Raw genomic sequence first — 25,315 nt, 5'->3', positions numbered from 1 at the left:
GCAAAGCGCGCAAATATGTGTCATCACGCAATTTTTTGTGTCGTGAACCTGTCTGCGCCTAGCAGGCTGTGCTAGGGGGTTGTCATGACCTTTATCCCGGCAGAAACAGGAACATGAATTTGGACTCGGCATCTCTGATCCGTGAATTTGTCACGCTTCTCGTGGTGATCGACCCAATCGGAACGATCCCTGTATACCTCTATGCGGTGTCAGGCATCCCGAGGCGGTTGCACAGGCGCTTCGCTGTGCGCGCGGTGCTCATCTCGGCGCTGATTCTGCTGCTTTTCCTTATCGGTGGGCAAGTTGTCATAGAAACCTTGGGGTTGCGTCTGGGGTCGTTCCAGATTGCCGGCGGGATCGTCCTGTTCCTTTTCGCGATGACCATGATCTTTGGTGAAACAAAGGCGGCACTTGAAATCGCCGAAGCCGAGCGCGTCGATGATGGCGAACATTTGTCTGGCTCGGTCTTTCCATTGGCCATACCATCGATCGCCTCGCCGGGCGCGATGCTGGCCATCGTGATCCTGACCGAAAACAGCTCGAACACGCTGGTCGAACAGGCCATCACGACGGGGCTACTAATGTTCGTGCTATTGCTGACGCTGGCCCTGCTGATCGCGGCAAATGGAATTCACCGCCTGATCGGTGACACTGGGGCCTCAGTGGTGTCGCGCGTAATGGGGATCATCCTTGCCACTATCGCGGTCGACGCTGTGTTGGGCGGCTTTGACACACTGGGAATTTTCGAAGTGAACGAGCCGACGGCGACGCCCGCCATAAAATCGCTGGAATGATCATCCCCCCGTTCCTTTGCAACAAAAATGCTTGCCTCGCGCCATGGCACTGCACATGCTAAAGGAACACAAGTTGGGGGCAGGCATGCAGGTCCACACGCGTTTGATTGATCACAATCGTCTGGTCTTTATCTCTTTCACCGGCAGGCAAACTTTGGTCGATGCGCAGATCGGACTGGCCCAGATGAAAGCCTTGCCCGAATATCGCCCCGATCTGCCTGAAATTTGCGATTTGTCTGGTGTGACCTCGGATAATCTCGATTTCAAAGACATGGGCCGACTTGCACGTATCGCCAACGAAGCAACACTGGACATTGCCGGAAAGAAGCAGATCGCATTGTTTGCCCCCCAGGAAAGCGTGTTCGGAATGTGTCGGATGTTCGCGACCTTGTGCGACATCACCCCCGGCAAGACACGATGTGCGGCTTTTCAAATTCCGGCGGAGGCGCTGGCTTGGCTGGGACGTACCGAAGCCCGGTTCGAAGACATCCCCGGCTTTGACATGGTGCTGCGCTAATACCCTTGCCAGATGCGCCATCGCCGCCTATACACCGCCCGTCCGGGGCCGGAATCGGCCCGCGGAACGTTTGGGTATTGGCCCGCCTGCTTTCTTCAGCGGCACTCAGGCCTCCCCGAATGGCAAAGCAAAGACGACCTGAACTCTCCGGCGGGCGACTCCCTTGAAAGACCAAGGGAATTTCGGACTCGGCAGAAGACACGGAGCTCTGAGGCGGCACACCTTCACGGGAAAAACCGTGAGCAGAAATGGAGAATTGCGATGGACCTGATCGCACAGCTGGAAGCCGAGCAGATTGCCGAGCTTTCCAAAGACATCCCGGATTTCAAGGCCGGTGACACCATCCGCGTCGGTTACAAGGTGACCGAAGGCACCCGCACCCGTGTTCAGAACTACGAAGGCGTCTGTATCAGCCGCAAGAACGGCAAGGGCGTCGCCGGTTCGTTCACCGTGCGCAAGATTTCCTTTGGCGAAGGCGTCGAACGCGTGTTCCCGCTTTATTCGACCAACATCGACAGCATCACCGTTGTGCGCCGTGGCCGCGTCCGCCGCGCCAAGCTGTATTATCTCCGCTCGCGTCGGGGCAAGTCGGCCCGGATCGCAGAAGTCACCAACTACAAGCCGCTGAAAAGCGGCGCAGACGCATAAGGATCGGCGCGATGAAAAAAGACACCCATCCCGATTACCACCTGATCGACGTCAAACTGACCGACGGCACTGTGGTGCAGATGAAATCGACGTGGGGCGCCGAAGGCGACCAGTTGGCACTGGACATCGACCCCAGCTCGCACCCGGCTTGGACGGGTGGCAGCTCGCGCCTGATGGATACCGGTGGCCGCGTGTCGAAGTTCAAAAACAAGTACGCCGGCCTGGGTTTCTGATCCCGCCGCGCAGAGCTTGCCGAACGCCGCCCTTACCGGGGCGGCGTTTTTTTGTTCCAGCCCGCAAGGTTTACCATTGCGTGACGCTTCCCATATTCGGCAACACAACATAGAGTAGGTCCAACCCCGACACCGGGCGTTCCTAGTAGACAACGGGCGAAGAGCATGGCGCATATCATCGTAGTGGGAAACGAAAAGGGAGGCGCCGGAAAATCGACGATGTCGATGCATATCGCGACCGCGCTTTCGCGCATGGGGCATTCCGTTGGCGTGCTCGATCTGGACCTGCGGCAAAAAACCTTTGGGCGCTTCGTGGAAAATCGTCTGGCCTTTTGCGAAAAGAACGGGCTGAGCTTGCCCACGCCCGAGTATCGCGAACTGCCGGAAATCGATAAATCCGCGCTGCGCGAAGGCGAAAATATCTACGACCGACGCCTGTCAGCCGCCGTCGCCGGGCTGGAATCCGAAGCAGAATTCATACTCATCGACTGTCCGGGCAGTCATACGCGCCTGAGTCAGGTGGCCCACTCCTTGGCAGACACGCTGGTCACGCCGATGAACGACAGTTTCATTGATTTCGATTTGCTGGCCCGTATCGACGCCGAAACGAACAAAATCAAGGGCCCTTCGGTCTATTCCGAAATGGTCTGGAACGCGCGCCAGCTTCGCGCGCAGGCTGGCCTGCAACCGATCGACTGGATCGTTCTGCGCAACCGTCTTGGCGCGCAACAGATGCACAACAAAAAGAAAATTGGCGATGCGCTCCAAGATCTCTCGCGCCGCATCGGCTTCCGCGTCGCCCCCGGCTTCTCAGAACGTGTCATCTTCCGTGAACTGTTCCCCCGTGGCCTGACCTTGCTCGACCTGCGGGACATCGGTGTGAAAGGCCAGATGAACATTTCAAACGTCGCCGCACGTCAAGAACTGCGCGAGATGATGAAGGAATTGAACCTGCCGGGTGTGTCAGTCGATTTCTGACGGCGCGGCACCCTCGTCCGCAACTTCGACCGACAATTTTGCGATCATCTGGCGGCTTTCGGGCAATACCCCTTGGCGCGGCAAAATGGTGTACTTGGGCAAGGCACCCTCGGCGGGTGCCACCCCCTCGACCTTGATTTTCTTGGGCCCGTCGCCGAGCCCGGCAATCGCTCCAAACCAACCGTTGGCCATTCCGCCCCGGCCCATAGCTTCGTCCGACAGGCCTTTGTGCTGCGCGATCAATCCAGCGTCCTGAAACGCATTTTGATTGGTCGCGGTGACTTCCTTCTGGCGGTCGTAGCCGCCGAAATAGAGGAATGCCAATGTCGAAAGGGTCACCCCGATCGCGTAGATTACCGTTTTCAGCATCGTGCGCTCGTACTCAAAGGATGGTCAGGTCAACCGATTTAGACGGGTGATAAAGGGATCTTCGTTGCGCCCCTTGCGTGCAAACCGGCCACCGGGCCTGTCCTCGCTACCGGCCAGTGGCAGCGCCACTTTGGGTAGTTTTTCCTTGGGCGCAGGTTTGCGGGCCTTACCGCGCCCATGCAACACTTTCAGCGCAACTGCGCCGCCACATAGTGCCAACGTACTGCCTGCAATGAACAGCAACACCACGTCGTCGACGCCTTTCGGGACCGCAAGAGTAGCAAGCACATAGTCCATTCCACCCTCCTATCCGAGATCTCAAGTCCCGCTCAGGTTGCCGATCAACTGCGGCGAAAATTTGCCCCGATGCAGGAGGTTTCGTGCCTTTTTCGGATCCAGCATTAATGAAATCGGTGCACGCGCGGCCCCACATCGTTACCCCGCTGGTGCGCTTTTCGACCGTGCGGTCCCCCATGGTGCTGATTGGTCGCAGATCACATGGGTGCCGCTGCGGGCGCGCAGTCCCCGGCTATGGCGTGACCGCGTTCAGGCGCCGACTTCGATCAGGTGGTTGTCCCAAGCGCGCGCTTCAGCCACGCGTAGGGGGATGATGTGGTCGGTCACGCAGGTCAGCGCGCCGGCCCCATCCGACAGAAAAAAACCATCAGGTGCGGGCGCGATCCCACAGACATCCCCGCGCGCAACAGAATGCGAAAACCGCCCGCGCGCGTCAAAAACCTGAACCTTGCCCCCGCGCGGCGATGTGATCGCCACCTGTCGTCCGGTGCGGTCGATCGCAACTGATCCGGCATAGCCCTTCATCCCGGCGCCTTCGTGTGGGGGCACCTTGGCCAGCGCGGCCGCTTGCCCACGCCGATGTAATCCCAACAAAGGCACCACCGCTGATGGATCGCCTTGCCATTGCATGGCAAAGGCCACCAACCCGTCCGGTCCCAGCGCAAGATGACGGATGGAATTGTGGTGCAGTTCATACGGCAGCACCACCTGCTCCAGCATTTCTCCCTGCGGTGTCAGATAAGTCAGGCTGGGTTCCATTGTCATCAGGTTCAGCTTGTCGCGTCCCTTGTCAGGATGGGTGCGAATGCCGCCATTGGCCACGACCAGGACGTCATTGGCCATCCGCTTGACGTCATGCGGGCCGATGCCGTGGGTCTTGATATCGCCGATCCGGGTCCAGTTTTCTGAGCGGGCCCAAAAGCCGATCCGCCCTTCGCCTGTGCTGAAATCGTTTTCGGTCGTGCACAGGATTTCGCCATCTTCAATGAAAGCGCCGTGGCCATAGAAATGGCGCCCCTCTGGGGCCTCAATCTCGCGCAGGACCTTGCCGCTGACGCAATCGATCACCAGCGCAAAACGACCCGGGCGGCGGGCGAATGCCACGGCTTCGGGGTGCGTGGGATGGGCGGCAGCGGCATGACCGCGATCAGGAAGCGGGACGCGGAACGCATCCGATCCGTCTGCTGCAATTCCAAACAGTGCATAGCCGCCCGCAGCCTCGCGCGCTGCAGCCAAAAGGATCGGCGAGCCCGCATCGGCCCAGCTCAACCCCGGCGCTGCGGCGGCTGCCGCCATGCCCGCCAGGAAATGACGTCGTTTCATCGCTAGTCCCCATCCGCCGAATTGAACCCCTGGGACAGCCCCATGGGCACACCGACTTCTGTCGTAACAGCATCTTGCACGAAAGCGATCTTTTGCCCAAGGATTTCAACCTTGAGGCGGCCAACAGGGTCAGACACGCCGGCAAAGACCGGATCGTCGAGCGACTCGATCTGATCGAACGCGGTCTGGAACGCATCATCGGTTGCGGGAGTGGCCGTATCGGACAGCGCCTGCACCATGTCCTGCAGCGCCACAAGCGACAGGGCCACATTGCGCAGCGAGCGCCCGGAACGATAGGCCTCGGCCCGGCGTGGGCGCGGGCGCTCGAATGTGCCCAAAGGGCGGCCAATGCGCTGATCCTTGTTGAATTCCAACCCCGTCATCAGCGCGGTATAGAGCGCCTGCCCCGCTTCGCCTGCGCTCAGATAAATGTTGTTGCCCGGGTCGCCCGCGCTCAGCATGACCTGCGCGTAGTCAGCCCAATCCGCGTCAATCGCTTGCGCCATCCTGCCGAGATCGCCCGCTTGCGCCTGCACAAGACGGCACGCGTAGTGGTCCGGGCCATAGGATTCGCCAAACAGCACCCGCTCTAGCGCGAACAATCCCCGTCCGGCGATCGACACCTCTTGGAAGGCTTGAGGGTTTTCGACCACTGGATCCTGCGCGGCGATCAACCCGGCCACGGTCCGGCCCACAACGCCGCGCGTGTCGGGCCAAAAGGCAATGGTCAGGCCGCGCCCATCCGTTTCCAACGGACCGAACGTCAGGTGGCTGATCCCCAACCACGCATCGAACGCGGCGTGATAGGCGGGAATCACAGAATCGGCGGTGCAATCGCGCGCGGCGGTGATCGATAGCGTCTCGGCGGCTTGTGCAAACCGTGCAACGCCGGGCAGGATATGATCCGTCACGACCTCAGGCACATCTGCGGTCGCGGGGGTTGCGGCCAGCAGCGCTACCAACAGGAATTTGCGCATCATAGCGACTCCAGAAATTCGATCAGGGCAGCGCGGTCTGCGGGGTCCATTGCTACCACGGCATCGCGCTGCGGCTCGGCTTCTCCACCATGCCACAAGATGGCTTCCAGAAGCGAGCGCGCGCGCCCATCATGCAAAAACTGGGTGTGTCCGTTCACGTTTTGGGTCATCCCGATACCCCAAAGCGGAGGCGTGCGCCATTCACGGCCGCTCGCCCGGCCCTCAGGGCGGTTGTCAGCCAGCCCTTCGCCCATGTCGTGCAGCAGCAGGTCGGTATAGGGCCAGATCAACTGAAAGCTCTGTTCGGGTTGATCGACCAGCCGGTGAGTGACGTGTTTGGGCGTGTGGCAAGACACGCAGCCGGTGTCATAAAACACCTGTTTGCCATGCAGTACGCCTGGCGCGTCCATGTCGCGCCGCGCAGGCACGCCAAGGTTGCGCGAATAAAAGGCCACCAGTTCCAGCCCCTCGGCGTCCACTTCTGTGCCGCGCGCGTCGTTGTCACCATGCGGACCGCGCAAGCACACCTCTTGCGCAATGGTACAATCGCCGGCGGCACCATCGAACACCGGGTTCGAAATTCCGATGTCGCCCAGAAAAGCACTGGCGCTCTGTTCCAGCACGGAAACATTGCCTGCCTTCCAGCCAAAGCGTCCCAGCATGGGCTGGTTGTGGACCGCCGACCAGACGATCTGGGGCTTGCCGGAAATACCGTCGCCATCTTCGTCGTCGGGATCGGCATGTGCCAAAATGTCCGCCGCCGGGATCGCTTCGAGAAGGCCCAGCCCGATCATCGGAGGGGCCACGCGCGGGCTGATCTGCACATCCGGCGCCAAAGGCCCGTAGCCAAGATTGTCGATGCTATAAGACGGCACACGCAGCGTTGCCACCTCGTCGCCCGACAGCGGCACCTCGCGCTGCGTATAGGCAATCCGCATCTGGCCTTCGGCGGCGTGCCCCGCGACGGCGAAATCCTGCAACTGCCCGCCATAGGCCGGTTCAGGCCGGGTGCGATCCACATCATCGCCCAGCTTGGTCAGATAGGCCTCTAACTGCGTTAGCGGATCATCTTGCGGGGCAGGAACCGACAGGCGCAGGAACATCGACACAGCGCTGTCGTCCGGGCCCTCGGGCGTGTGCCCCCGCCCATCCTTGAGGTGGCAGCGCTGGCAAGATCGCGCGTTATAAACAGGACCCAGCCCGTCGGACGCCAAAGTCGAGGATGGCGAAGTCACCCACAGCTTTTTGAACAACCCGTTGCCCAGCTTGAAATCCAGTTCCCGCGCAAAGCTGATGTTTTCTGACGGATGGGAAAAGGCATCTGTCCCTGTGCGTGCCCGCACCGTTGCCGCACCGGCCGGGTTGTTTTCGAACGGTTCGGGCGCGGTGAAATCTTTGGTCTGGCGGGTCGCTTTGGCGATGCGCGCAATCTCATCACTTGTACGCGGGACTATGTTCAGATGAAGATCGTTCAGAACTGGCCTGTCGCCAGCCAAGGCAGTCCCGGCCAACAAAAGGGCCGCCACAAACATCATGGTGCGCATCTTGCGCCTTTCATTTCAAAGCCCCGGCCCTTTGGCCCGGGGTCTGTCGTTCATTCCGTCTTGCCTGCCCGGTGCGCCATCAACTTGTCGTTGCTTCCAGGGCGATATTGCGGCCCCTTTCATAAGCGCCCCGCTTCTGGACCAGAGTAAACGGGGCAGCGGCGCGCCCGCCTTTTTCGTTGCCGCTGCGCGCTATGACATAGCGGTCGCGCGCAGAGCGCCCGGCCGCCAGATCTGCATGCAGCGTTTCACACCAGTTTCCCTGATCAACATCGGATCTCGCTTTTGCGAACCTGATTGACCGTCCCGACAAATGTTCCGTCCAGTCAGCTTGACGGTTTGGCGCGAAACCTTCGGCGCTTTCCACCCGTGAATTGGCTGGGATGTTGCCAACACCCCAACCTTCCATAGCCCTGCAGGTCGGCCAAAACAGGCTTTTTGCGGTAAACTCACTTTCCCGATCTGCGTGAAACAACGAATGTCCTTTTCGGCCTTATTGGAACACTGCGTTCGGATCATCAAGACTGTCCGAGCCTTCAAATCCGATCTGATCGAGGTTGAGTGCGGTCACAGCGCGTTCGATATCACGGGTCTGGGCAACAAGTGCGTCGACCGCCGACATGATCAGCGCCTCGCCGTCTGCGTTGCCCTGTTCAAGCATCTGGTCATACGAGAACCCGGCCTCGGCTGCGGCCTTGATCTGGCCCAGCTCGACCATCGTCGCATTCAGCGACGCGCGCAGCGCGGCATCGACATCGGCATCCGCCGCGGCCACCAGCGAAGACAGGCTTTCGGCCGTCACGATCGTGCCATCCGCGCGGACGTATTCCCCGAAATAGACGTTCCGAATGCCCAGCCCGTCGTAAAAATGACTGTTATGGGTGTTGTCCGAAAAACAGTCATGTTCCTCTTCGGGGTCGTTCAACATGACGCCCAGCTTCATCCGTTCGCCGGCCTGTTCACCGTATGACAGGCTGCCCATTCCAGTCAGGATGGCCACAAGCCCGGCCTGCTCGTCGCCCGTCACCGCTTGACGCGCGGCGCCGCCGTCGGCCCATTGCGCGGTCATCCATTCCAGATCGCTGATCAGAAGATCGGTCGAAGCGCGCAAGTACTGCCCGCGGCGGTCACAGTTGCCATTGGTACAGTCATCGCCCGCGGCGTAATCAGTGTAGGGCCGGTCGCCCGCGCCGTGGTCGGTGCCATTCAGATCCTGCCCCCAGAGCAGGAATTCAATCGCGTGATAGCCCGAAGCCACGTTTGCTTCGACTGCGTCGGCCTCTTGCAGGGTGCCTTCGATCAGTTCGGGTGTAATCTGGCTTGCGTCGATGGTTTCGCCTGAAAGGGTAAAGCTGGGGTTGGCTATCACGTTCAGCGCGGCGTATTCGTTTTCATCGCTCGCCCCGCCATAGGACGCATCCACATAGTCAATCAGGCCCTCGTCCAGCGGCCACGCGTTCACCTTGCCTTCCCAGTCATCCACGATCGCATTGCCAAAGCGGAACACTTCGGTCTGCTGATAGGGCACGCGGGCCTGTATCCACGCAGCGCGGGCCGCTTGCAAAGTCGCGTCTGACGGTTTCGCCAACAGCGCGTCGATAGCGTCGCGCAGGCCTTGGGCGGTGTGAAGGCTGTCTTCGTAACCTGCATGTGCAATATTGGCATAGGTGACCAAGACGTCAGCCGGGCCGGCAAATGCAGGCGCGCCGCAAGTCATGGCCAGAAGGGTAAGTGTACGTTTCATTCGGGTCTGTCCCTTTAGTGATATTTCATTTGGTTCGCGGGGCGGTCCCGAAGCAGCGCCATGCGCCGCAAGGACAGTCCAACGTGCTCGGCATAGGCGGCCAGCAACGGTGCCATGTCGGCGCGCACGATGACGGTTGCGATCAACAGAGCTTCTTCACGGGCCCCTTCGCTTGCGGCCCCGATAAAATTGGCAAACCACGCTTCGTCCGAGCCAACGCAGGCGCAAGTAGCATCGTGCCTCATCAACGGACGACGGCCATGCTGACTGCACAATGACAGGATTTCCTGAAAGGCCGCGACAGCCTTGGCGCCTTCTGCACCCAATGAGGCTTCGAATTCGGTCAGGATCTCTTCACGCTCGCGATCGCACCAACGACGTAGCAGCGTCACGGCGGCCGCCTCGATGCTGCCCAGATCAGCCAAGACCCCCACAGGTGCGGCCCCTCGTGGATGACAAAGTTCGCTCTTGCGGATTTGTCGCGTCATACCCGTCTCCAAATAATTCGAAAGGCTTGCAAATGCGCTGGCGTGATTCCGTCTGCCTTTCTTATCTGATTAAATTACTCGGAATTGTCAATTCCTGACTGAAAAACTCAGCCACAAAAATGGGCCCGCCTTCGCAGCACCAAGAAAACCCGATCCAGATGTTGTGTTGATCAGCCGCGCAGCTTGCGCACCGCCAGCCAGCTAAACGCAAGCATCACGCCCGCCGTGGCCAGACATGCCGCGACCCCGCCCAGCTGGTAGCTCAGCCCTGACAGAACCGTGCCGATCAGCCGCCCGGTGGCATTGGCCATATAGTAGAAGCCCACGTCCATTGTGACGCGTTCGTCCCGCGTGAAGGCCAGAATCAGGTAGGAATGCAGCGATGAATTTACCGCGAACAGTGCCCCGAAGATCAGAAGCCCCACGATCAGCGCCCCGGTCAGCAATGGTGCCGGCGCGCCCGCCCAAGCGACCAGCCCGGCCAACACCAGTGGAACGGCGATCAAAGCGGCCACCCAATGACGGGCCGCGGCGACGATTTCGGCCTGCGTGCGACTGGTCGCGCGCAAAACCCGTGGCGCGACCGCCTGCACCCCGCCGTAAAGGATCACCCAAAGCGCCATGAACATTCCGATCGTGAAAAACGCAGCGCGGTTGCCCGCTTCGGAGCCGTCCGACAGCACGGCGTAGAAATAGATCGGAATGCCGACCACGAACCACACGTCGCGCGCGCCGAACAGAAACACCCGCGCCGCGCTCAGCCAGTTGACGTTGGCGTTGTCAGAAAACACCTCGCGGAATTCTGCGTCCTTGCGGCCCTGTGGCAACCCAATAGGCATTTTCAGCACGACACCTAGCAGGATCACCGCCAAGAGCGCTGCCATGATCCACAGCGATCCCTGGAAGCCGATCGCGCCCAGCATTACCGCGCCGACGAAAAAACCCAGCCCTTTGACGGCGTTCTTCGATCCTGTCAGCAGCGCCACCCATCGAAACAGCCCGCCCCCTTCGGTGGGCGCCAGCAGCTTGACGGCGGACTTGGCGCTCATTTTCGAAAGGTCTTTGGCCACACCGGACGCGCCCTGCACTGCCATCACGAAAGCCACAGACGCTGTGACCGACCACGCAGGATCCAACGCCGACAAGGCCACCAGGGCCAAAACCTGCAACCCCAGCCCCGCATAGAGCGTCGATGTCAGCCCGAACCGCGCCGCAATCCAACCCGCGCTGAGATTGGTGACAATCCCGGCCAGTTCGTACAGCACGAACAGGTAGGCCAGCTGAACCGGAGAAAATCCCAGCGTATGAAAGTGCAACAGCACCAACATCCGTAGCGCACCATCGCATAGCATGAACGCCCAATAGGCAGCCGTTACCGTGATATAGGCAGCCAACCCGTCAGATTTTTCGTCCGTCATGCTCACAGCGCTGCTCCCACCATCAGCGCCACATCGACCAGCCGATGCGCATAGCCCCATTCGTTGTCGTACCACGCATAGATTTTCACCTGTGTGCCGTTGATGACCATAGTCGACAGCGCATCCACGATCGAAGAGCGCGCATCATTCACATAGTCGGTCGATACCAGCGGGCGGGTTTCGTAGCCCAAAATCCCCTTCAGCGGCCCGTTCGCGGCAGCTTCGAACAGCGCATTCACTTCCTGGGACGTGGTGGCCCGGTCCACCTCGAACACGCAATCGGTCAGCGACGCGTTGAGCAGCGGCACACGCACCGCGTGGCCGTTCAGCTTGCCCGTCAGTTCGGGATAAATCAGCGTGATGGCCGTGGCGCTGCCGGTCGTCGTGGGGATCAGGGAATTCAGCGCTGAACGCGCGCGCCGCAGGTCCTTGGCCGGGCGGTCCACGATGGTCTGGGTGTTGGTGACGTCGTGGATCGTGGTGATCGAGCCATGCTTGATACCCAGCGCGTCGTGGATGACCTTGACCACGGGGGCAAGGCAGTTGGTCGTGCAGCTTGCCGCCGTGACGATGTGGTGGCGCGCGGGATCATAGGTTTCGTGATTGACGCCCATCACGATGTTGACCGCGCCGCCGTCCTTGACCGGGGCAGACACGACGACCTTTTTCACTCCTGCCTCAAAATAGGGGGCAATGCGGGCTTCGGTCTTGAAATAGCCGGTGCAGTCGATCACCACATCAACCCCGTCCAGGGGCAAATCATCGAGTGACCGCGTTGTGAACACCGGGATGCGCGTACCGTCTATAGTGATGCTGTTTTGGTCATGCGAAAACGCCGCGTCCCAGCGGCCATGCACCGTGTCAAATTCCAAAAGATGCGCGTGCATCGCTGGATCGCCCACCACATCGTTGATCCACGCCACCTTCGCGCCCTGTTCCAACAGCGGTTTAAGGGCGAGTTTTCCCATTCGGCCGAGGCCGTTGATCGCATATACAGTCATTCAATTTCCATTGTGTTGGTGTGTTGGCCGATCTGGTCGACAGCGTCCTGCAGCGACTGACGGTTCAACTGGTCAGGCCGCAAGGCCGTGAACGCTTCGATCCGGTGTTTGAGTGCGCCGTAGGCCTGTTGAAACGCCAGGGTCTTTTCCGCATCCGAGCCGGTTGCCTTGACCGGATCTGGCATGCCCCAATGGGCGCTAATGGGCTGGCCCGGCCATGGCGGACAGTCCTCATTTGCGGCCTGATCGCAAACCGTGAACACGAAATCCATCGCGATGGCATCCGGGCCCTGGAATTCTGCGACGGTCTTTGCGCGAAGCCGCGTCAGGTCGTGCCCTTTGTCACCCAACATCTCTAGCGCGGTCGGGTTCAACTGAGAATTCGGTTTGGTCCCTGCGGAATAGGCGTTGAACCGGTCACCGCCGATCTTGCGCAGCAGTGCTTCGGCAAAGATCGACCGCGCCGAGTTTCCGACACAGATGAAGAGCACGTTGTAGCGTCCGTCCGACAATTTTGACATCCTGGTTTGGGCCTCGGGCAAACACAGGTCGGCTCGCCCGCGGCAGCAGTCGATGAACAGGTAATCGACGATCTGTTGCACCCCCATGACATTGGCCTGGCAAAGCACCGATTTGCCCCGCCGCTGCTGCGAGATCAGGCCCGCTTCGCGCAGAGCCGACAGGTATATTGACAGCGTGTTCGCCTTGAGCCGCAACACGGTGGCAATTTCGCCTGCCGGCAACTGGTCTGGATAGCGGCGCATGAGCAACCTTAGCACCGCCATGCGTTGGGGATGGCCCAGAATGGTCAATCGGCTCAGAATCATATCTTCCATAATTCATGAATATTGGAAATGAATGGATTTTCAACGCATCCACTTGTGAATTTTTCATGACACGCCCCGCGCGCCCCGCCGGCAACACACATTTGCAAATGGTCGCGGGCGACCCTACGGGTCTTTGTTTCATCGCCTCGGTACATTAAGCAGGCGCAAACGATGCAGCGAGACACCGATGACCCAGACGATATTCATCCTGAACGGGCCGAACCTGAACCTGCTGGGACAACGCCAGCCCGAAATTTATGGCCACGAGACATTGCACGACGTTCAGGCAGCCTGCGCCGCGCAGGCAAAGGATCTGGGCCTGGCCATCGATTTCCGCCAATCGAACCACGAGGGCGAGATTGTCGAGATGATCCACGAAGCCCGCGACAAGGCCGCCGGGATCATCATCAACCCTGCAGCCTACACCCACACGTCCGTCGCCATTCTGGACGCACTCAGCGCTTTTGACGGCCCGGTGATCGAAGTGCACATTTCAAATGTGCACAAGCGCGAAAGCTTTCGGCAACATTCTTATGTGTCGCTACGCGCCGATGGCGTCATCGCGGGGCTGGGAACAGCCGGATACAGCGCGGCCCTGCGGCACTTGGCCGAAACGTTACGTCAGCGCTGAGCAAAACACTGCAATTGCGCAAGAAACCGGCGCGCATTCATCAAATCTAAGGATCCATTCGTTCTTTTCAGAAGTCTGTTCGGCCATGTGGTCGCGGGTTTCAAAGGACATATGGGGTCAAGATGCGCAACTTGCTAAACCAATGGCTGCACAGCGTTTCTGCGAAAATATCGCTTATTCTTCTGGCCATGTCGTCAACCACGGCCGCGGCTGTTCTGCTCAGCAATGTCATGCTTGGCAACATCTCTGATGAAGTGGACGCCTTCAGCAAGGATGCGTTGCCAATGGTGGTGTTCAACTACGAGATTGAACGCAATTCGGGCATCGTGAAAGACAGCCTGTCGGCCATGTTGTCCATGGACGAACCAGAGGGCCTTTCCAGAGAGGTCGAAAAAGCGACCACCGCACTGACCAGCGCACACGAAACCGCGCAAGAGCTTTCGGGCACCGAGGGCCAGACATTGCGGGCCCTTATTGACAAGACTGCCATCCAATTACGGGATCTGGGCGCCGCGCGGACCGAAGAGCTCAGCCGCAGTGCGGCCATTGCATCCAGCGTCGAACAGTTGATTACGATGGCGGGCGAGGTCAGCACTGCAGTCGAAGACGCGGCGAACGATGCGTATTTCGACATGATGATCGGCGGCAACGCCACCATGGTCGAAGTAGAGGAAACCCTGACAAACCTTGTCGAAGAAGACTTCGGTGCCCTCAAGACAGCATTGGCCATCCGCTCCGAAATCAATTTCCTCTCCGGCATCGGCATCGCCATTGTCGACAGCGAACCCCGGGCCTTGCGCAATACACTGATAGATCTTGGAAACGCGTCACTTGTGCGTCTGAGCGAAGCGATCCCCTACATGGCCCTCAATGACATGGCGGGCGAACAGATCGACGCGGTACGTGAATTGCGCGACACGTTGGCCGTCGCCCTTGGCGGCGACATCACATCGGTCAGCGCCTTTGATTTCATGGACGTACGTGATCAGGCCGCAGCTATTCTGGACCCGATGACAGCGGCTTTGGAAGACGCTCTCGTGCAGCATAGCGAAGACGCCAAGGCGCGAAATGCGTCGTCCATCCAATCGCTTCTGGATGAACAGGTCCAAGCTCTGCGCGACCTTGCGCTGTTGGATGCTTCGGTGAAAGATTTCCTGTCTGCCGCCCTGGAAATCGCGGCGGCCCCGTCGATCAAGGATGTCTCTGAAAAGCAAGAGCACCTGCTCGACATAAGATCGCAGGTCCTCGAAGGGGCCACGACCCTCTTGCCCGACCTGCAGGCCAAGGTCACCGCGTTGCTGGCCGCGTCTGATCCAGGCGTCGGAATCGCCGCAGACCGGACGGATCAAATTGAAGCGCACAAGCGTGCCATCGCGCTTGCTGCATCCGCCGTTTCAACGATGCAGAGCATGTCCGATTTCAGTGGCAACATGGAACACGCCGCCATTTCGGACATCACGCAGGCCGCCTACGGAATCGAAACCATGGTGAGCGAAGCCAGGTCCATGATGCAAATGATCGGGATTGCAGCCCTGGTTCTGTTCGTCTTGGCCCCGATCATCACCTATGTCATGATCGCCCGTCCCCTGGGCCGCGTCACCCGAACAACCGAACGTCTTGCACAGGGCGACAAGTCTGAAATCACCGGGCTGGACCGCGCAAAGGGTGAGATTGGCCGCATGGCATCGGCCCTGCGCGTTTTCCGCACGAACCTGATCGAGAAAGAGCAGTTGGACGCCAACGCAAAGGCCACCGAAAAGGCGCGTCATGAGGCCGAACGCCTGGCTGCCGAAAAAGAACGCCAACGCGAAGACGAACTGCGCGCAGAAGACGCCGCGCGCGAAGCGCAGGAACGCGCCCGTGTCGCGGCCGAACTGGCTGAACGTGATCGCATGCGCCGCGAAGCCGACGAAGAGCGTCAGGCGCACATGGCCGCGCAGGCGCAGATCGTCTCAACCCTGGCCGGCGCGCTCAAACGGTTGGCTGCGGGCGACCTGCGGACCCGGATCACCGAAGAGTTCGGCGAGGGGTACGAACAGCTTCGACTGGATTTCAACGAAGCGGTCGAAACCCTGGATGATGTCATTGCACGCATCACCGACAGCTCTGAAACCGTTTTTTCCAATTCCGGCGAGATTACGCAGGCTGCCGGCGACATGTCGCGTCGGACCGAGCAGGCCGCGAGCGCGCTTGGGGAAACCGCCGCTGCACTGACGCAGTTGACCAGCTCGGTTCAATCCGCTGCAGAAGGCGCGGAACAAGCGGACAAGGTGGTCGCGACGACCCGGTCCAATGCAGAAAAGTCATCTGTCGTTGTGCGCCAGGCCGTGGACGCGATGGGCCAGATCGAACAAAGCTCGCAGAAGATATCTACGATCATCAGTCTGATCGATGACATCGCGTTCCAGACCAACCTGCTGGCGCTCAATGCCGGGGTCGAAGCTGCCCGAGCCGGCGAAGCGGGGAGCGGTTTTGCCGTGGTCGCATCGGAAGTCCGGGCGCTGGCCCAGCGTTCGTCCGACGCCGCACACGAGATCAGCATCCTGATCTCGGAAAGCGGTCAGCATGTGGCTGAGGGTGTCAGTCTGGTCGACGAGGCCGGCGATGCGCTTGAGACAATCGTGCACGAAGTCTCGAAAATTTCGGGCCTGGTTTCGACCATCGCAACGTCGGCCAAGGAACAATCGACCGGGATCTCAGAGATCAATTCTTCGGTCTACCAGCTGGACCAAACGACCCAGCAAAACGCAGCGATGTTCGAACAGACCAATGCCGCCAGCCAATCACTGACCCACGAAGCCTCGGTCCTGCAGGACATCGTGGGCCGGTTTACGAATTCGTCCACAGCTGGCGCTGCCCCGTCGAACGAAGATCAAGCAGGCGGTTTGGCCGAAGCGTCCTGACCGCCTGCCCTCTGTCAGGCCCGTTCCAGCGCAACCGCGATGCCTTGGCCCACCCCGATGCACATGGTGGCCAGGGCCATCTTGCCGCCGCGTTTGCCCAGCTCGAGCGCCGCCGTCCCGGCAATCCGCGCGCCCGACATGCCCAGCGGGTGACCAAGTGCGATCGCCCCCCCGTTGGGGTTCACATGGGCCGCGTCGTCGGCAATGCCCAATTCGCGCAACACAGCCAGACCCTGCGCAGCAAATGCCTCATTCAATTCGATCACGTCGAAATCGCTTGGGGTGAGTCCCAGTCGCGCGCAGAGTTTTTGGGTGGCCGGCACCGGACCGATCCCCATGATCCGGGGTGGAACGCCCGCAGCGGCCCCGCCGACGATCCGCGCAATCGGGGTCAGCCCGTGCCGTTTCATTCCAGCCTCGGAGGCCACGATCAGCGCTGCCGCACCGTCATTCACACCCGAAGCATTGCCCGCAGTGACAGTGCCCCCCTTGCGGAACGGTGTCGGCAGCTTGGCCAGCTTTTCCGCTGTGGTTCCGGCGCGCGGATGCTCGTCCTTGTCCACCACGACCGGGTCGCCTTTGCGCTGGGGTATGGTGACTGGCACGATTTCTTCGCCCAGACGCCCATTGTCTTGCGCGGCCACGGCACGGGCCTGAGACGCCGCGGCGAACTTGTCCTGATCTTCGCGCGATACACTAAATTCTTCGGCGACATTCTCGGCCGTCTCGGGCATGGAATGGGTGCCGTACATCTTTTCCATGAGCGGGTTCACGAACCGCCAACCGATGGTCGTGTCGTGAATCTCGGCGTTGCGGGAAAAGGCGGCTGTCGCCTTGGGCATCACAAAGGGCGAGCGAGACATCGATTCCACCCCGCCGGTGATGATAATGTCGGCCTCGCCGGCCTTGATGGCACGCGCCGCCGAAATCAGCGCATCCATGCCCGAACCGCAAAGACGATTGACGGTTGACCCCGAGACAGTCTCGGGGAGCCCGGCCAAGAGCAGGGCCATGCGCGCGACGTTGCGGTTGTCTTCGCCGGCCTGGTTGACGCAGCCATAGACCACATCGTCGATCGCGTCCCAATCGACGCCCGCGTTCCGGTCCATCAACGCGGCAAGCGGAACGGCGGCCAGATCGTCGGCCCGGACGGCAGACAGTGCCCCCCCGAAACGGCCGATGGGGGTCCGAATGTAGTCGCAAATGAAAGCTTCGGTCATTGAGGTCTCCGATAGTTGGTTTAGAGGTCTGGCACGATCAGGTCGGCCACGTCGCCTTCGACGTGCAACGGCGCGCCGGTGACCGATTGAAGATCGTCAAAACTGATCGATGGCAGTTTTTCACGCAGGACGAACCCCTGCGCGAAAATATGAATCACCGCGAGCGAGGTATACACACGCGTCACGCAGCCCACCCCGGTCAGCGGAAAACTGCATTGTTCCACCAACTTGGGTTCGCCCTGCTTGGTCACGTGCTCGGCAATCACGAACACCTCGCCTGCACCGTGCACAAGATCCATCGCGCCGCCGACGGCGGGAATATCGTTCGGGTCACGCTTCCAGTTGGCGATATCACCCCGGGCAGACACCTGGAACGCGCCAAGCACCGCCACATCGAGGTGCCCGCCGCGCACGATGGCGAAACTGTCCGCCTGATGAAAAATCGCCGCCCCGGGGTTCAGCGTCACGGGCTTCTTGCCTGCGTTGATCAGATCCCAGTTCTCTTGGCCTTGGGCCGGGCGTTCGCCGAAATCGAGGATGCCGTTTTCCGAATGATAAATCACCGTGCGCCCCTTGGGCTTGTACTGGACAACCATTTCGGGGAAGCCGATGCCAAGGTTGGCATAGGCCCCGTCGGGAATGTCCTGCGCCACGCGCCAGGCGATTTGTGCATTCGTCAGCTTGGTCATGGGTAACGCGCGCCCTGCTGGACCAGCACTTCTTCTTGCGCGGCGTCGGGTACATGGACAACCCGATCAACGTAAATTCCGGGTGTGACAACCTGTTCGGGGTGGATACCGCCCAGCGGCACGACGGATTCGGCCTGCACAATGGTCACGTTGGCCGCTGTCGCCATGACGGGCGAAAAATTCCTTGCTGCAAGATTGTAGGTCAGGTTGCCGTGATTGTCGGCTTCGCGCGCCTTTAGCAGGGCGTAGTCGGCTTTTAGCCAACGTTCCTGCACGTAGTCGCGCCCGTCAAATGTTGCTGTCGGTTTGCCTTCGGCAAGCTCGGTGCCAACGGACGTCGGCGTGTAGAACGCCGGAACTCCAGCCCCCCCGGCGCGAATGCGTTCGGCAAGCGTGCCTTGGGGGACAATGTCCAATTCGACCTCGCCCGTGCGGTAACGGGCGTTGAACGCGCGCGGGTCCGATGTGCGCGGGTAGGAACAGATCACTTTGCGCACCTGCCCCTGGTCCAGAAGCGCGGCGATGCCGACTGCCCCGGCCCCGGCATTGTTGTTGATGATGGTTAGGTCCCTAGCCCCCTGGTCTATCAGCGCGTGCACCAGTTCGACCGGCCCGCCCGACCCGCCAAAGCCCCCGATCATGATCGTGGCGCCGTCAGGAATATCGGCCACCGCTTCGGCCAATGTTGCCAATTGCTTGTCCATCACCTGCGCCTCCCGCCGCCTGCAGGGCTTGTCTAGGACTGCATATCACGGCGGGCAAGCGGAAAGGCGAAATGGCCGGTTGCTGTACGGGCCCTAACTGGCGGCGCGCTGTCGCAATGTGAACTTCTGAATCTTGCCGGTCGACGTCTTGGGGATCTCTTCAAACAGCACGTGGCGGGGACATTTGAAATGGGCCAGGTGTTCGCGACAATAGGCAATCACCTCGTCTGGCGTTGCGGAATGGCCGGGCTTCATTTCGATAAAGGCACAGGGCGTTTCACCCCACTTTGTATCCGGCTTCGCGACAACTGCGGCTACGGCCACGCCGGGGAAGGTGTAGAGCACGTCTTCGATCTCGATCGACGAGATGTTTTCGCCGCCCGAAATGATGATGTCCTTCGAACGGTCCTTGATCTCGACATAGCCGTCGGGGTGCTGCACGGCCAGATCGCCGGTGTGGTACCAGCCGCCCGTGAAAGACGCTTGGGTCGTTTCGGGATTTTTCAAATAGCCCTTCATGACAACGTTGCCGCGCATCATGATCTCGCCCATCGTCTCGCCGTCCCAGGGCACAGGCGCCAAAGTATCGGGATCGGCGACCATGACGCCTTCTTGCACCTGATAGGCTACGCCCTGACGCGCCTTGATTTTGGCCTGCTCTGCTGGGGGCTTGTCGGACCATTCGGGGTGCCAGGCGCAAACCACGCAGGGGCCGTATACTTCGGTCAGTCCGTAGACATGGGTCACTTCGATGTCCAGATCGTCCATTCCGGCAATCACGGCTGCGGGCGGTGCGGCCCCGGCTGTCATCATCTTGACCTGGGTGTCCCAGGACGGGCGCTGGTCGGCGGGGACCTGCGCCATCATACTCATGACAATGGGCGCGCCGCACAGATGCGTAACCCCATTGGCCGCGATGCTGTCCAGGATTGCGGGCCCTTCTACCGCGCGCAGACAGACATGGGTGCCGGCCAGCGCGGTAATCGTCCAAGGGAAACACCACCCGTTGCAATGGAACATCGGCAGGGTCCAAAGATAGACTGGGAAATGGGGCATCGCCCAGGTCATCGCATTGCCCATCGCGTTCAGATAGGCGCCCCGATGGTGATAGACGACGCCCTTGGGATCGCCGGTCGTACCGCTGGTGTAGTTCAGGGCGATTGCGTCCCATTCATCTTGGGGCATCACACCCGCAAAGTCCGGGTCGCCTTCGGCCAGCAGCGCCTCATAGTCACCGCCCAGCATATCCCCATGCTCGGCGAGCGGGTCGTCGATGGTGAACACCTCGGGCGGGGTATCCATCTGGTCAACCGCCTGGGCCACAACGGCCGAAAGTTCGCGATCGACCAGTATGATCCGCGCTTCTCCGTGTCCAAGAATAAAAGCCACGGCTTCCGGGTCCAGCCGCGTGTTGATCGAATTCAGAACAGCGCCCGCCATCGGCACCCCAAAGGACGCTTCGACAAAGGCGGGAATGTTGGGGGCCATGATTGCTACGGTATCGCCGCGTTCAATTCCGCGCCGCACCAGCGCCGAGGCCAGCCGCCGACAGCGCGCGGCGAACTGGGAATAGGTCCAGCGATGATCCCCATGCACCACGGCCGGGCGATCCGGATAGACCGCTGCAGTGCGGTTCAAGAACGATATCGGCGTAAGCGGAACGTGGTTCGCGGTATTTCGCGGCAAAGCGTCATATTGGGCGCGCATCGGGTCCTCCGTCGTTTGAATCGAGCGAAAGCTAGCAGGGCTCAGCGCCCAGTGCCAGATAGTGAAGTCACGCAGGTTTCAGCGCACGCGACAGGGCAAACATTCCCGCTGCGGCAACGACGATCGAAGGGCCTGCTGGCGTATCGACATAGAGCGATACAAGAAGCCCTGCCAGAACCGAAACCGCGCCGACGACAGATGCGCCAAACGCCATTTGTTCCGGCGAGCGGGCAAATGCCCGCGCCGTCGCCGCCGGAATCACAAGCATGGCCCCGATCAACAGCGCGCCGACCGATTTCAGCCCCACCGCGACCACCAGCGCCAACACCAGCGTCAGGACAAGGCGAAGACGCTGCGGGTTCAACCCTTCGGATGTCGCAAGCTCTTCGCTGACTGTCGCCAGCAACAGCGCGTGCCACTGCCACAAAACGATCGCAACAATCAGCATTGCCCCACCCCAGATCACCATCAGCTCGCGTGCGCCGACCGCTAGAATTTCACCAAACAAAAAGCCGGTCATGTCGCCGCGCGCGCCCGGCACAAAGGCGATTGCCACCAGCCCGAGCGCCAATGCCGAATGCGCCATGACCCCCAGGTTCGTGTCGTCACCAGCGTGCCCCCGCGACAAGCGCGTCAAGAGCAATGCCATGACCAATGCCACAACGACCACGCCGATCAACACGTTGATATGCAGCGCCAGCGCCAGCGCGACCCCAAGCACAGCGGCGTGCGCGGTCGCGTCAGAAAAATACGCCATGCGGCGCCAGACCACGAAGGACCCCAGCGGCCCGGCGGCCAACGCCAGCCCCAGCCCGGCCATCGCGGGCAGGATCAGGATCTCAATGCCCATGGTCGCAACCGTCGGCAGGATCGTGACTGTGACCATGTTCGTGTTGATAAAGCGCAAGCGTGCCGCCTGTGCCCGTCCCGAACAGCGCCCGGTATTCCGGTGCGTTCGATACGACCTGCGGAGCGCCTTGGCAGCAAATGTGGCCGTTCAGGCAAATCACCCGGTCAGACGCGCTCATCACGACGTGCAGGTCATGGCTGACCAGCAGGACCGCACAGCCAATCTCGCGTCGCAAGTCCTCGATCAGCTGGTAAAAGGCGGCGATGCCGGGTTGATCAAGCCCCTTGGTCGGTTCGTCCATGACCAAAATATCCGGTGCGGACAGCAGCGCCCGGGCCAGCAGAACACGCTGGAACTGCCCGCCGGACAGCCCCGTCATCTGGCGCGACTCCAGCCCTTCGGCCCCAACCCGCTGCAACGCACGGGCCTTTGCGTCATCTGTGTGGCGATGTGGCATCGACAAGAACCGCGCGACGGTCAGTGGCATGCGCTTGTCGATGAACAATTCTTGCGGGACATAGCCGATCCGCAGGTTCGGCTGGCGCGTAATGGTGCCCCCGGTGGGCGCCATCACCCCCAAAAGCGCTTTCAGCAAGGTCGACTTACCCGACCCGTTCGGGCCGATGACGGTCACGATCTCGCCCGGGGCTATAGAGAAATCGACATGTTCGAGAACCGGTGCGCCGCTGTAGCGTAACGTCATGTCCTTCGCTTCGATAAGATTCATTCGTCCGCCTTGCAATTCGGGCACAGCCCTTCGGCCTCGACGCTGAGACGCTGCACCTCGAACCCGATCGACGTGGCCGCGTCGCTGACCGCAGCGCGCAGCGACTCTTCTGGTAATTCAGCAACTGCGGCGCATTCGGTACAGATGAAAAAGGCTGGCGCATGATCCGTGCCGGGGTGGGTGCACGCCATGAACGCATTAAGGCGACGCACACGGTGCGCCAAGCCCTGCTCGACCAGGAAATCCAGCGCACGGTAGGCCACTGGCGGTTGGCTGCCAAACCCGGCCTGTTTCAGTTCATCCAGAATCTCATATGCGCCGAACGCTTTGTGCCGGGATAACAGGATTTCAAGCGTGGCCCGGCGCACAGGCGTCAGGCGTAACCCCCTGGACTGCGCCAAGGCGTCCGCCCGGTCCAACCCGGCATCCGTGCAATCAGCATGGTCATGGTCGTGAAACGCGGCAAGACTACGATGCGACATGGGTTGCGCGCCCCATATTGTTATAATATCACATGTGATAATATATCACTTAGATGACAGGAACAATCCCAATGCGCGTGCGCCTTTCGCTTTCGACCCTTGCCGCGGCTCTGATGATCCATGCGCTTCCCAATGCGGCCAGCGCGCAAGGCCCGGATATTGTGACGGACCTGCCGCTCATTCGTGATCTTACTGCGCAGATCGTGGGCGAATTGGGCGATCCGCAGGCGCTGGTGCGCGCGGACGATGATCCGCACCATGTTCAAATGCGCCCGTCGCAGGTTTTGGCCATCGCAAATGCCGATGTGGTGGTCTGGGTGGGTACGGCGATGACGCCGTGGCTACATGACGTGCTGGAAGAACATGCGTCTGCATCGTTGGAATTGTTGGAGGTCCCCGGAACCGTCCTGCGCGAAAGCGGGCATGCGCACGACGATCACGACGATCACGACGATCACGACGATCACGACGATCACGACGATCACGACGATCACGACGATGATACCCACGCGAGTCATTCAGTCGACCCCCATGCCTTCCTTAACCCGGCGAATGCGCGGGTCTGGCTGGCGGCAATTGCATCTGATTTATCCACCCGTGATCCCGCAAACGCGGCGACCTACGCTGCCAACTTGAAGGCGGCCACAGCCAAGATCGACGCGCTGGACGCCGAAATTTCTCAGCTGTTAGCCCCCGTCGCCGGACACCATTTCGTCACCTATCACGACGCTTTCGGGTATTTCGCTGATGCCTACGGCATAGACATCATCGGCAGCTTGGCCGACAGCGAAGCCTCGCCGCCCAGTGCCAAACGGATCGCCGAACTGACCGAAACCGCCGCCGACACGCCGATTGCTTGCGTTTTCTCTGAACCGGGACGGCCGGACATACTGGGCAATCGTCTGGCGGCCAAGATTGGCGCCGGCGTGGCTGAATTGGATCCGTTGGGCGCGACCCTAGAGGATGGCCCGGACACCTATGTCCGCGTAATGCGCAACCTGGCGACCGAATTCGCGACCTGCGGAAATCAGTAACGCTCAACGCCCACGCGCGAAAAGTCCGTGCGCCAAACCGCGCACGGACACGGATTTGTTGATTGCTCATGCGACGCAAGTACATGGGCACAACCGCGCAGAACCTTCTGATCCAAGGGCGGCTGTCTGCGCCGCCGACCCTGCTCATCCTGACCCTTGTCTTGCCCGCCGGTTTTTTGTGCCTGCCTTTTGCGCCGATTGAATATCTGGCGCAAAACGCGCGCCCCCTGCCTTCTTGGGTGGGGGTGCGTCGTCTCGGCTTGCGGCCACCGGAGCAAACGGGCAGTCTTGGCGCAACTGGCGCCGGCGCACGCCTCGGGCCGGGGTATTGTTAAGCAGAAGGAACCGGCGCGATGAGATTTTTGCGCTATGGCGAGCGCGGCAGTGAAAAACCGGGGGTGCTGGATACGGACGGCGTGTTGCGCGATCTATCCGGGGAAATCGAAGATCTCTCGGGCGCGGTCCTGGGGCGCTTAGACGACCTGCCTGCGCCAGACAGCCTGCCCGTGGTTACGGGCGATCCGCGGATCGGGGCCTGCGTGGGCGATATCGGCAAATTCATGTGTGTCGGGCTGAATTATTCCGATCATGCGGCCGAAGCGGGCATGACTGTACCACCTGAGCCGATCCTGTTCGCAAAGTTCAATTCTGCCATTTGCGGCCCGTACGATCCGATCATCCAGCCGCGTGGGTCAACCAAGCTGGACTGGGAAGTTGAACTGGCTGTGGTGATCGGGCGCCAGGCGAAATACGTCAGTGAGGCAGAGGCGTTGCAGTATGTTGCCGGCTATGCGCTGGCCAATGACGTGAGCGAACGGGCATTTCAGATCGAGCGCTCGGGTCAGTGGGTCAAAGGCAAATCCTGTGACAACTTCGGCCCGCTCGGACCGTGGCTGGTCACCCCGGGCGAAGTTGGCGATCCGCAGGGATTGGGCATGTGGCTGGACGTAAACGGGCAGCGCATGCAGACCGGAAACACCGCCACCATGATCTTTGGCGTGGCGTTTCTGATCAGCTACCTTAGCCAGTTGTTCACGCTGCACCCAGGCGACGTGATCTGCACCGGCACGCCGCCCGGGGTCGGCATGGGCATGACGCCGCCGCGATTCCTCGGGCCGGGGGATGTCGTGGAATTGGGTATCGACGGATTGGGCCAGCAGCGCCAACGCGTAATTGAAGACCGGTAAAGCGCGTCGCTGCCCCGTCACGC

At 60.7% G+C, this 25,315-nt stretch carries 26 protein-coding genes; 9 read left to right on the top strand and 17 right to left on the bottom strand.

The features are described from left to right. The first annotated feature begins 113 nt into the window (after positions 1 to 113). The 5 genes from ACP2AV_RS03220 (at position 114) to ACP2AV_RS03200 (ending at position 3,170) form a co-directional block, all read left to right on the top strand. Positions 114 to 794 carry a MarC family protein gene (locus tag ACP2AV_RS03220; RefSeq protein WP_426371210.1) on the top strand — a complete coding sequence of 227 codons (681 nt, stop codon included), beginning with the start codon at positions 114 to 116 and terminating at the stop codon, positions 792 to 794. 43 nt (positions 795 to 837) lie between these two features. Next, positions 838 to 1,311, top strand: a complete 474-nt coding sequence (locus tag ACP2AV_RS03215; protein ID WP_426371209.1) for a hypothetical protein — start codon at positions 838 to 840, stop codon at positions 1,309 to 1,311. A gap of 261 nt (positions 1,312 to 1,572) precedes the next feature. Beyond that, positions 1,573 to 1,959 carry a 50S ribosomal protein L19 gene (rplS, locus tag ACP2AV_RS03210; protein ID WP_426371208.1) on the top strand — a complete coding sequence of 129 codons (387 nt, stop codon included), beginning with the start codon at positions 1,573 to 1,575 and terminating at the stop codon, positions 1,957 to 1,959. 11 nt (positions 1,960 to 1,970) lie between these two features. Next, entirely contained in the window at positions 1,971 to 2,192 is a 222-nt protein-coding gene (rpmE, locus tag ACP2AV_RS03205) for a 50S ribosomal protein L31 (RefSeq protein ID WP_426371207.1), read from the top strand. A gap of 165 nt (positions 2,193 to 2,357) precedes the next feature. Further along, a complete protein-coding gene (locus ACP2AV_RS03200; protein ID WP_426371206.1) occupies positions 2,358 to 3,170 on the top strand; it encodes a division plane positioning ATPase MipZ in 813 nt (270 codons plus the stop codon). Here the strand turns inward: ACP2AV_RS03200 and ACP2AV_RS03195 are convergent. The 10 genes from ACP2AV_RS03195 to ACP2AV_RS03150 all read right to left on the bottom strand — a co-directional run bounded on the left by ACP2AV_RS03195 (position 3,156) and on the right by ACP2AV_RS03150 (position 13,167). Further along, entirely contained in the window at positions 3,156 to 3,539 is a 384-nt protein-coding gene (locus ACP2AV_RS03195) for a hypothetical protein (RefSeq protein WP_426371205.1), read from the bottom strand. The genes ACP2AV_RS03200 and ACP2AV_RS03195 overlap by 15 nt on opposite strands. A gap of 24 nt (positions 3,540 to 3,563) precedes the next feature. Next, positions 3,564 to 3,836: a hypothetical protein gene (locus tag ACP2AV_RS03190; protein ID WP_426371204.1), complete on the bottom strand. Its 273-nt coding sequence runs from the start codon at positions 3,834 to 3,836 to the stop codon at positions 3,564 to 3,566. Positions 3,837 to 4,085: 249 nt separating this feature from the next. Then, a complete protein-coding gene (locus ACP2AV_RS03185) occupies positions 4,086 to 5,159 on the bottom strand; it encodes a DUF1513 domain-containing protein (RefSeq protein ID WP_426371203.1) in 1,074 nt (357 codons plus the stop codon). Positions 5,160 to 5,161: 2 nt separating this feature from the next. After that, on the bottom strand, positions 5,162 to 6,139 hold the full coding sequence (locus ACP2AV_RS03180) for an imelysin family protein (RefSeq protein ID WP_426371202.1): 978 nt from the start codon (positions 6,137 to 6,139) through the stop codon (positions 5,162 to 5,164). Continuing rightward, complete coding sequence (locus ACP2AV_RS03175) at positions 6,136 to 7,671, bottom strand: di-heme oxidoredictase family protein (protein WP_426371356.1); 1,536 nt, start codon at positions 7,669 to 7,671, stop codon at positions 6,136 to 6,138. Before ACP2AV_RS03175 ends, ACP2AV_RS03180 begins: the two co-directional genes overlap by 4 nt. A 502-nt stretch (positions 7,672 to 8,173) precedes the next feature. Beyond that, the gene (locus ACP2AV_RS03170; RefSeq protein ID WP_426371201.1) at positions 8,174 to 9,424 is read right to left on the bottom strand and encodes an imelysin family protein; all 1,251 of its coding nucleotides are present in this window, start codon (positions 9,422 to 9,424) and stop codon (positions 8,174 to 8,176) included. A 14-nt stretch (positions 9,425 to 9,438) separates the two neighbouring features. After that, the gene (locus tag ACP2AV_RS03165; protein WP_426371200.1) at positions 9,439 to 9,912 is read right to left on the bottom strand and encodes a hypothetical protein; all 474 of its coding nucleotides are present in this window, start codon (positions 9,910 to 9,912) and stop codon (positions 9,439 to 9,441) included. 170 nt (positions 9,913 to 10,082) lie between these two features. Beyond that, complete coding sequence (arsJ, locus tag ACP2AV_RS03160) at positions 10,083 to 11,330, bottom strand: organoarsenical effux MFS transporter ArsJ (RefSeq protein ID WP_426371355.1); 1,248 nt, start codon at positions 11,328 to 11,330, stop codon at positions 10,083 to 10,085. A 2-nt stretch (positions 11,331 to 11,332) separates the two neighbouring features. Beyond that, positions 11,333 to 12,331 (bottom strand): ArsJ-associated glyceraldehyde-3-phosphate dehydrogenase, encoded by a 999-nt coding sequence (locus tag ACP2AV_RS03155; RefSeq protein ID WP_426371199.1) that lies wholly within the window; start codon positions 12,329 to 12,331, stop codon positions 11,333 to 11,335. After that, the gene (locus ACP2AV_RS03150) at positions 12,328 to 13,167 is read right to left on the bottom strand and encodes a helix-turn-helix domain-containing protein (protein WP_426371198.1); all 840 of its coding nucleotides are present in this window, start codon (positions 13,165 to 13,167) and stop codon (positions 12,328 to 12,330) included. The genes ACP2AV_RS03155 and ACP2AV_RS03150 overlap by 4 nt, the downstream gene beginning before the upstream one ends. A gap of 178 nt (positions 13,168 to 13,345) precedes the next feature. Between ACP2AV_RS03150 and aroQ the strand changes: the two genes are divergently transcribed. Continuing rightward, positions 13,346 to 13,789 carry a type II 3-dehydroquinate dehydratase gene (aroQ, locus tag ACP2AV_RS03145; RefSeq protein ID WP_426371197.1) on the top strand — a complete coding sequence of 148 codons (444 nt, stop codon included), beginning with the start codon at positions 13,346 to 13,348 and terminating at the stop codon, positions 13,787 to 13,789. Between the two features lie 122 nt (positions 13,790 to 13,911). Next, complete coding sequence (locus ACP2AV_RS03140; RefSeq protein WP_426371196.1) at positions 13,912 to 16,692, top strand: methyl-accepting chemotaxis protein; 2,781 nt, start codon at positions 13,912 to 13,914, stop codon at positions 16,690 to 16,692. 14 nt (positions 16,693 to 16,706) lie between these two features. On the opposite strand, the gene pcaF is transcribed toward ACP2AV_RS03140, so the two are convergent. From pcaF to ACP2AV_RS03105, 7 genes are all read right to left on the bottom strand, one after another. Beyond that, positions 16,707 to 17,912, bottom strand: coding sequence for a 3-oxoadipyl-CoA thiolase (pcaF, locus tag ACP2AV_RS03135; protein WP_426371195.1), 1,206 nt, complete (start codon positions 17,910 to 17,912; stop codon positions 16,707 to 16,709). 20 nt (positions 17,913 to 17,932) lie between these two features. Then, positions 17,933 to 18,601 carry a 3-oxoacid CoA-transferase subunit B gene (locus ACP2AV_RS03130; RefSeq protein WP_426371194.1) on the bottom strand — a complete coding sequence of 223 codons (669 nt, stop codon included), beginning with the start codon at positions 18,599 to 18,601 and terminating at the stop codon, positions 17,933 to 17,935. Next, positions 18,598 to 19,305 carry a 3-oxoacid CoA-transferase subunit A gene (locus ACP2AV_RS03125; RefSeq protein ID WP_426371193.1) on the bottom strand — a complete coding sequence of 236 codons (708 nt, stop codon included), beginning with the start codon at positions 19,303 to 19,305 and terminating at the stop codon, positions 18,598 to 18,600. The genes ACP2AV_RS03130 and ACP2AV_RS03125 overlap by 4 nt, the downstream gene beginning before the upstream one ends. Before the next feature lie 93 nt (positions 19,306 to 19,398). Then, positions 19,399 to 21,012 (bottom strand): acyl-CoA synthetase, encoded by a 1,614-nt coding sequence (locus ACP2AV_RS03120; RefSeq protein ID WP_426371192.1) that lies wholly within the window; start codon positions 21,010 to 21,012, stop codon positions 19,399 to 19,401. A gap of 67 nt (positions 21,013 to 21,079) precedes the next feature. Further along, the gene (locus ACP2AV_RS03115; protein ID WP_426371191.1) at positions 21,080 to 21,898 is read right to left on the bottom strand and encodes a metal ABC transporter permease; all 819 of its coding nucleotides are present in this window, start codon (positions 21,896 to 21,898) and stop codon (positions 21,080 to 21,082) included. Beyond that, the gene (locus ACP2AV_RS03110) at positions 21,852 to 22,589 is read right to left on the bottom strand and encodes a metal ABC transporter ATP-binding protein (RefSeq protein ID WP_426371190.1); all 738 of its coding nucleotides are present in this window, start codon (positions 22,587 to 22,589) and stop codon (positions 21,852 to 21,854) included. Before ACP2AV_RS03110 ends, ACP2AV_RS03115 begins: the two co-directional genes overlap by 47 nt. Beyond that, positions 22,586 to 23,071: a Fur family transcriptional regulator gene (locus tag ACP2AV_RS03105; protein ID WP_426371188.1), complete on the bottom strand. Its 486-nt coding sequence runs from the start codon at positions 23,069 to 23,071 to the stop codon at positions 22,586 to 22,588. Before ACP2AV_RS03105 ends, ACP2AV_RS03110 begins: the two co-directional genes overlap by 4 nt. Positions 23,072 to 23,142: 71 nt before the next feature. Between ACP2AV_RS03105 and ACP2AV_RS03100 the strand changes: the two genes are divergently transcribed. Further along, entirely contained in the window at positions 23,143 to 24,105 is a 963-nt protein-coding gene (locus ACP2AV_RS03100) for a zinc ABC transporter substrate-binding protein (RefSeq protein ID WP_426371187.1), read from the top strand. Positions 24,106 to 24,458: 353 nt separating this feature from the next. Then, positions 24,459 to 25,292, top strand: coding sequence for a fumarylacetoacetate hydrolase family protein (locus ACP2AV_RS03095; RefSeq protein ID WP_426371186.1), 834 nt, complete (start codon positions 24,459 to 24,461; stop codon positions 25,290 to 25,292). The last annotated feature ends 23 nt before the right edge of the window (positions 25,293 to 25,315 follow it).

Source organism: Aliiroseovarius sp. PTFE2010 (assembly GCF_049943335.1).
Taxonomy (GTDB): Bacteria; Pseudomonadota; Alphaproteobacteria; order Rhodobacterales; family Rhodobacteraceae; genus JBNFVY01.
Note: the sequence above shows the minus strand (reverse complement) of the source record. Positions and strands in the feature narration are given on the sequence as shown.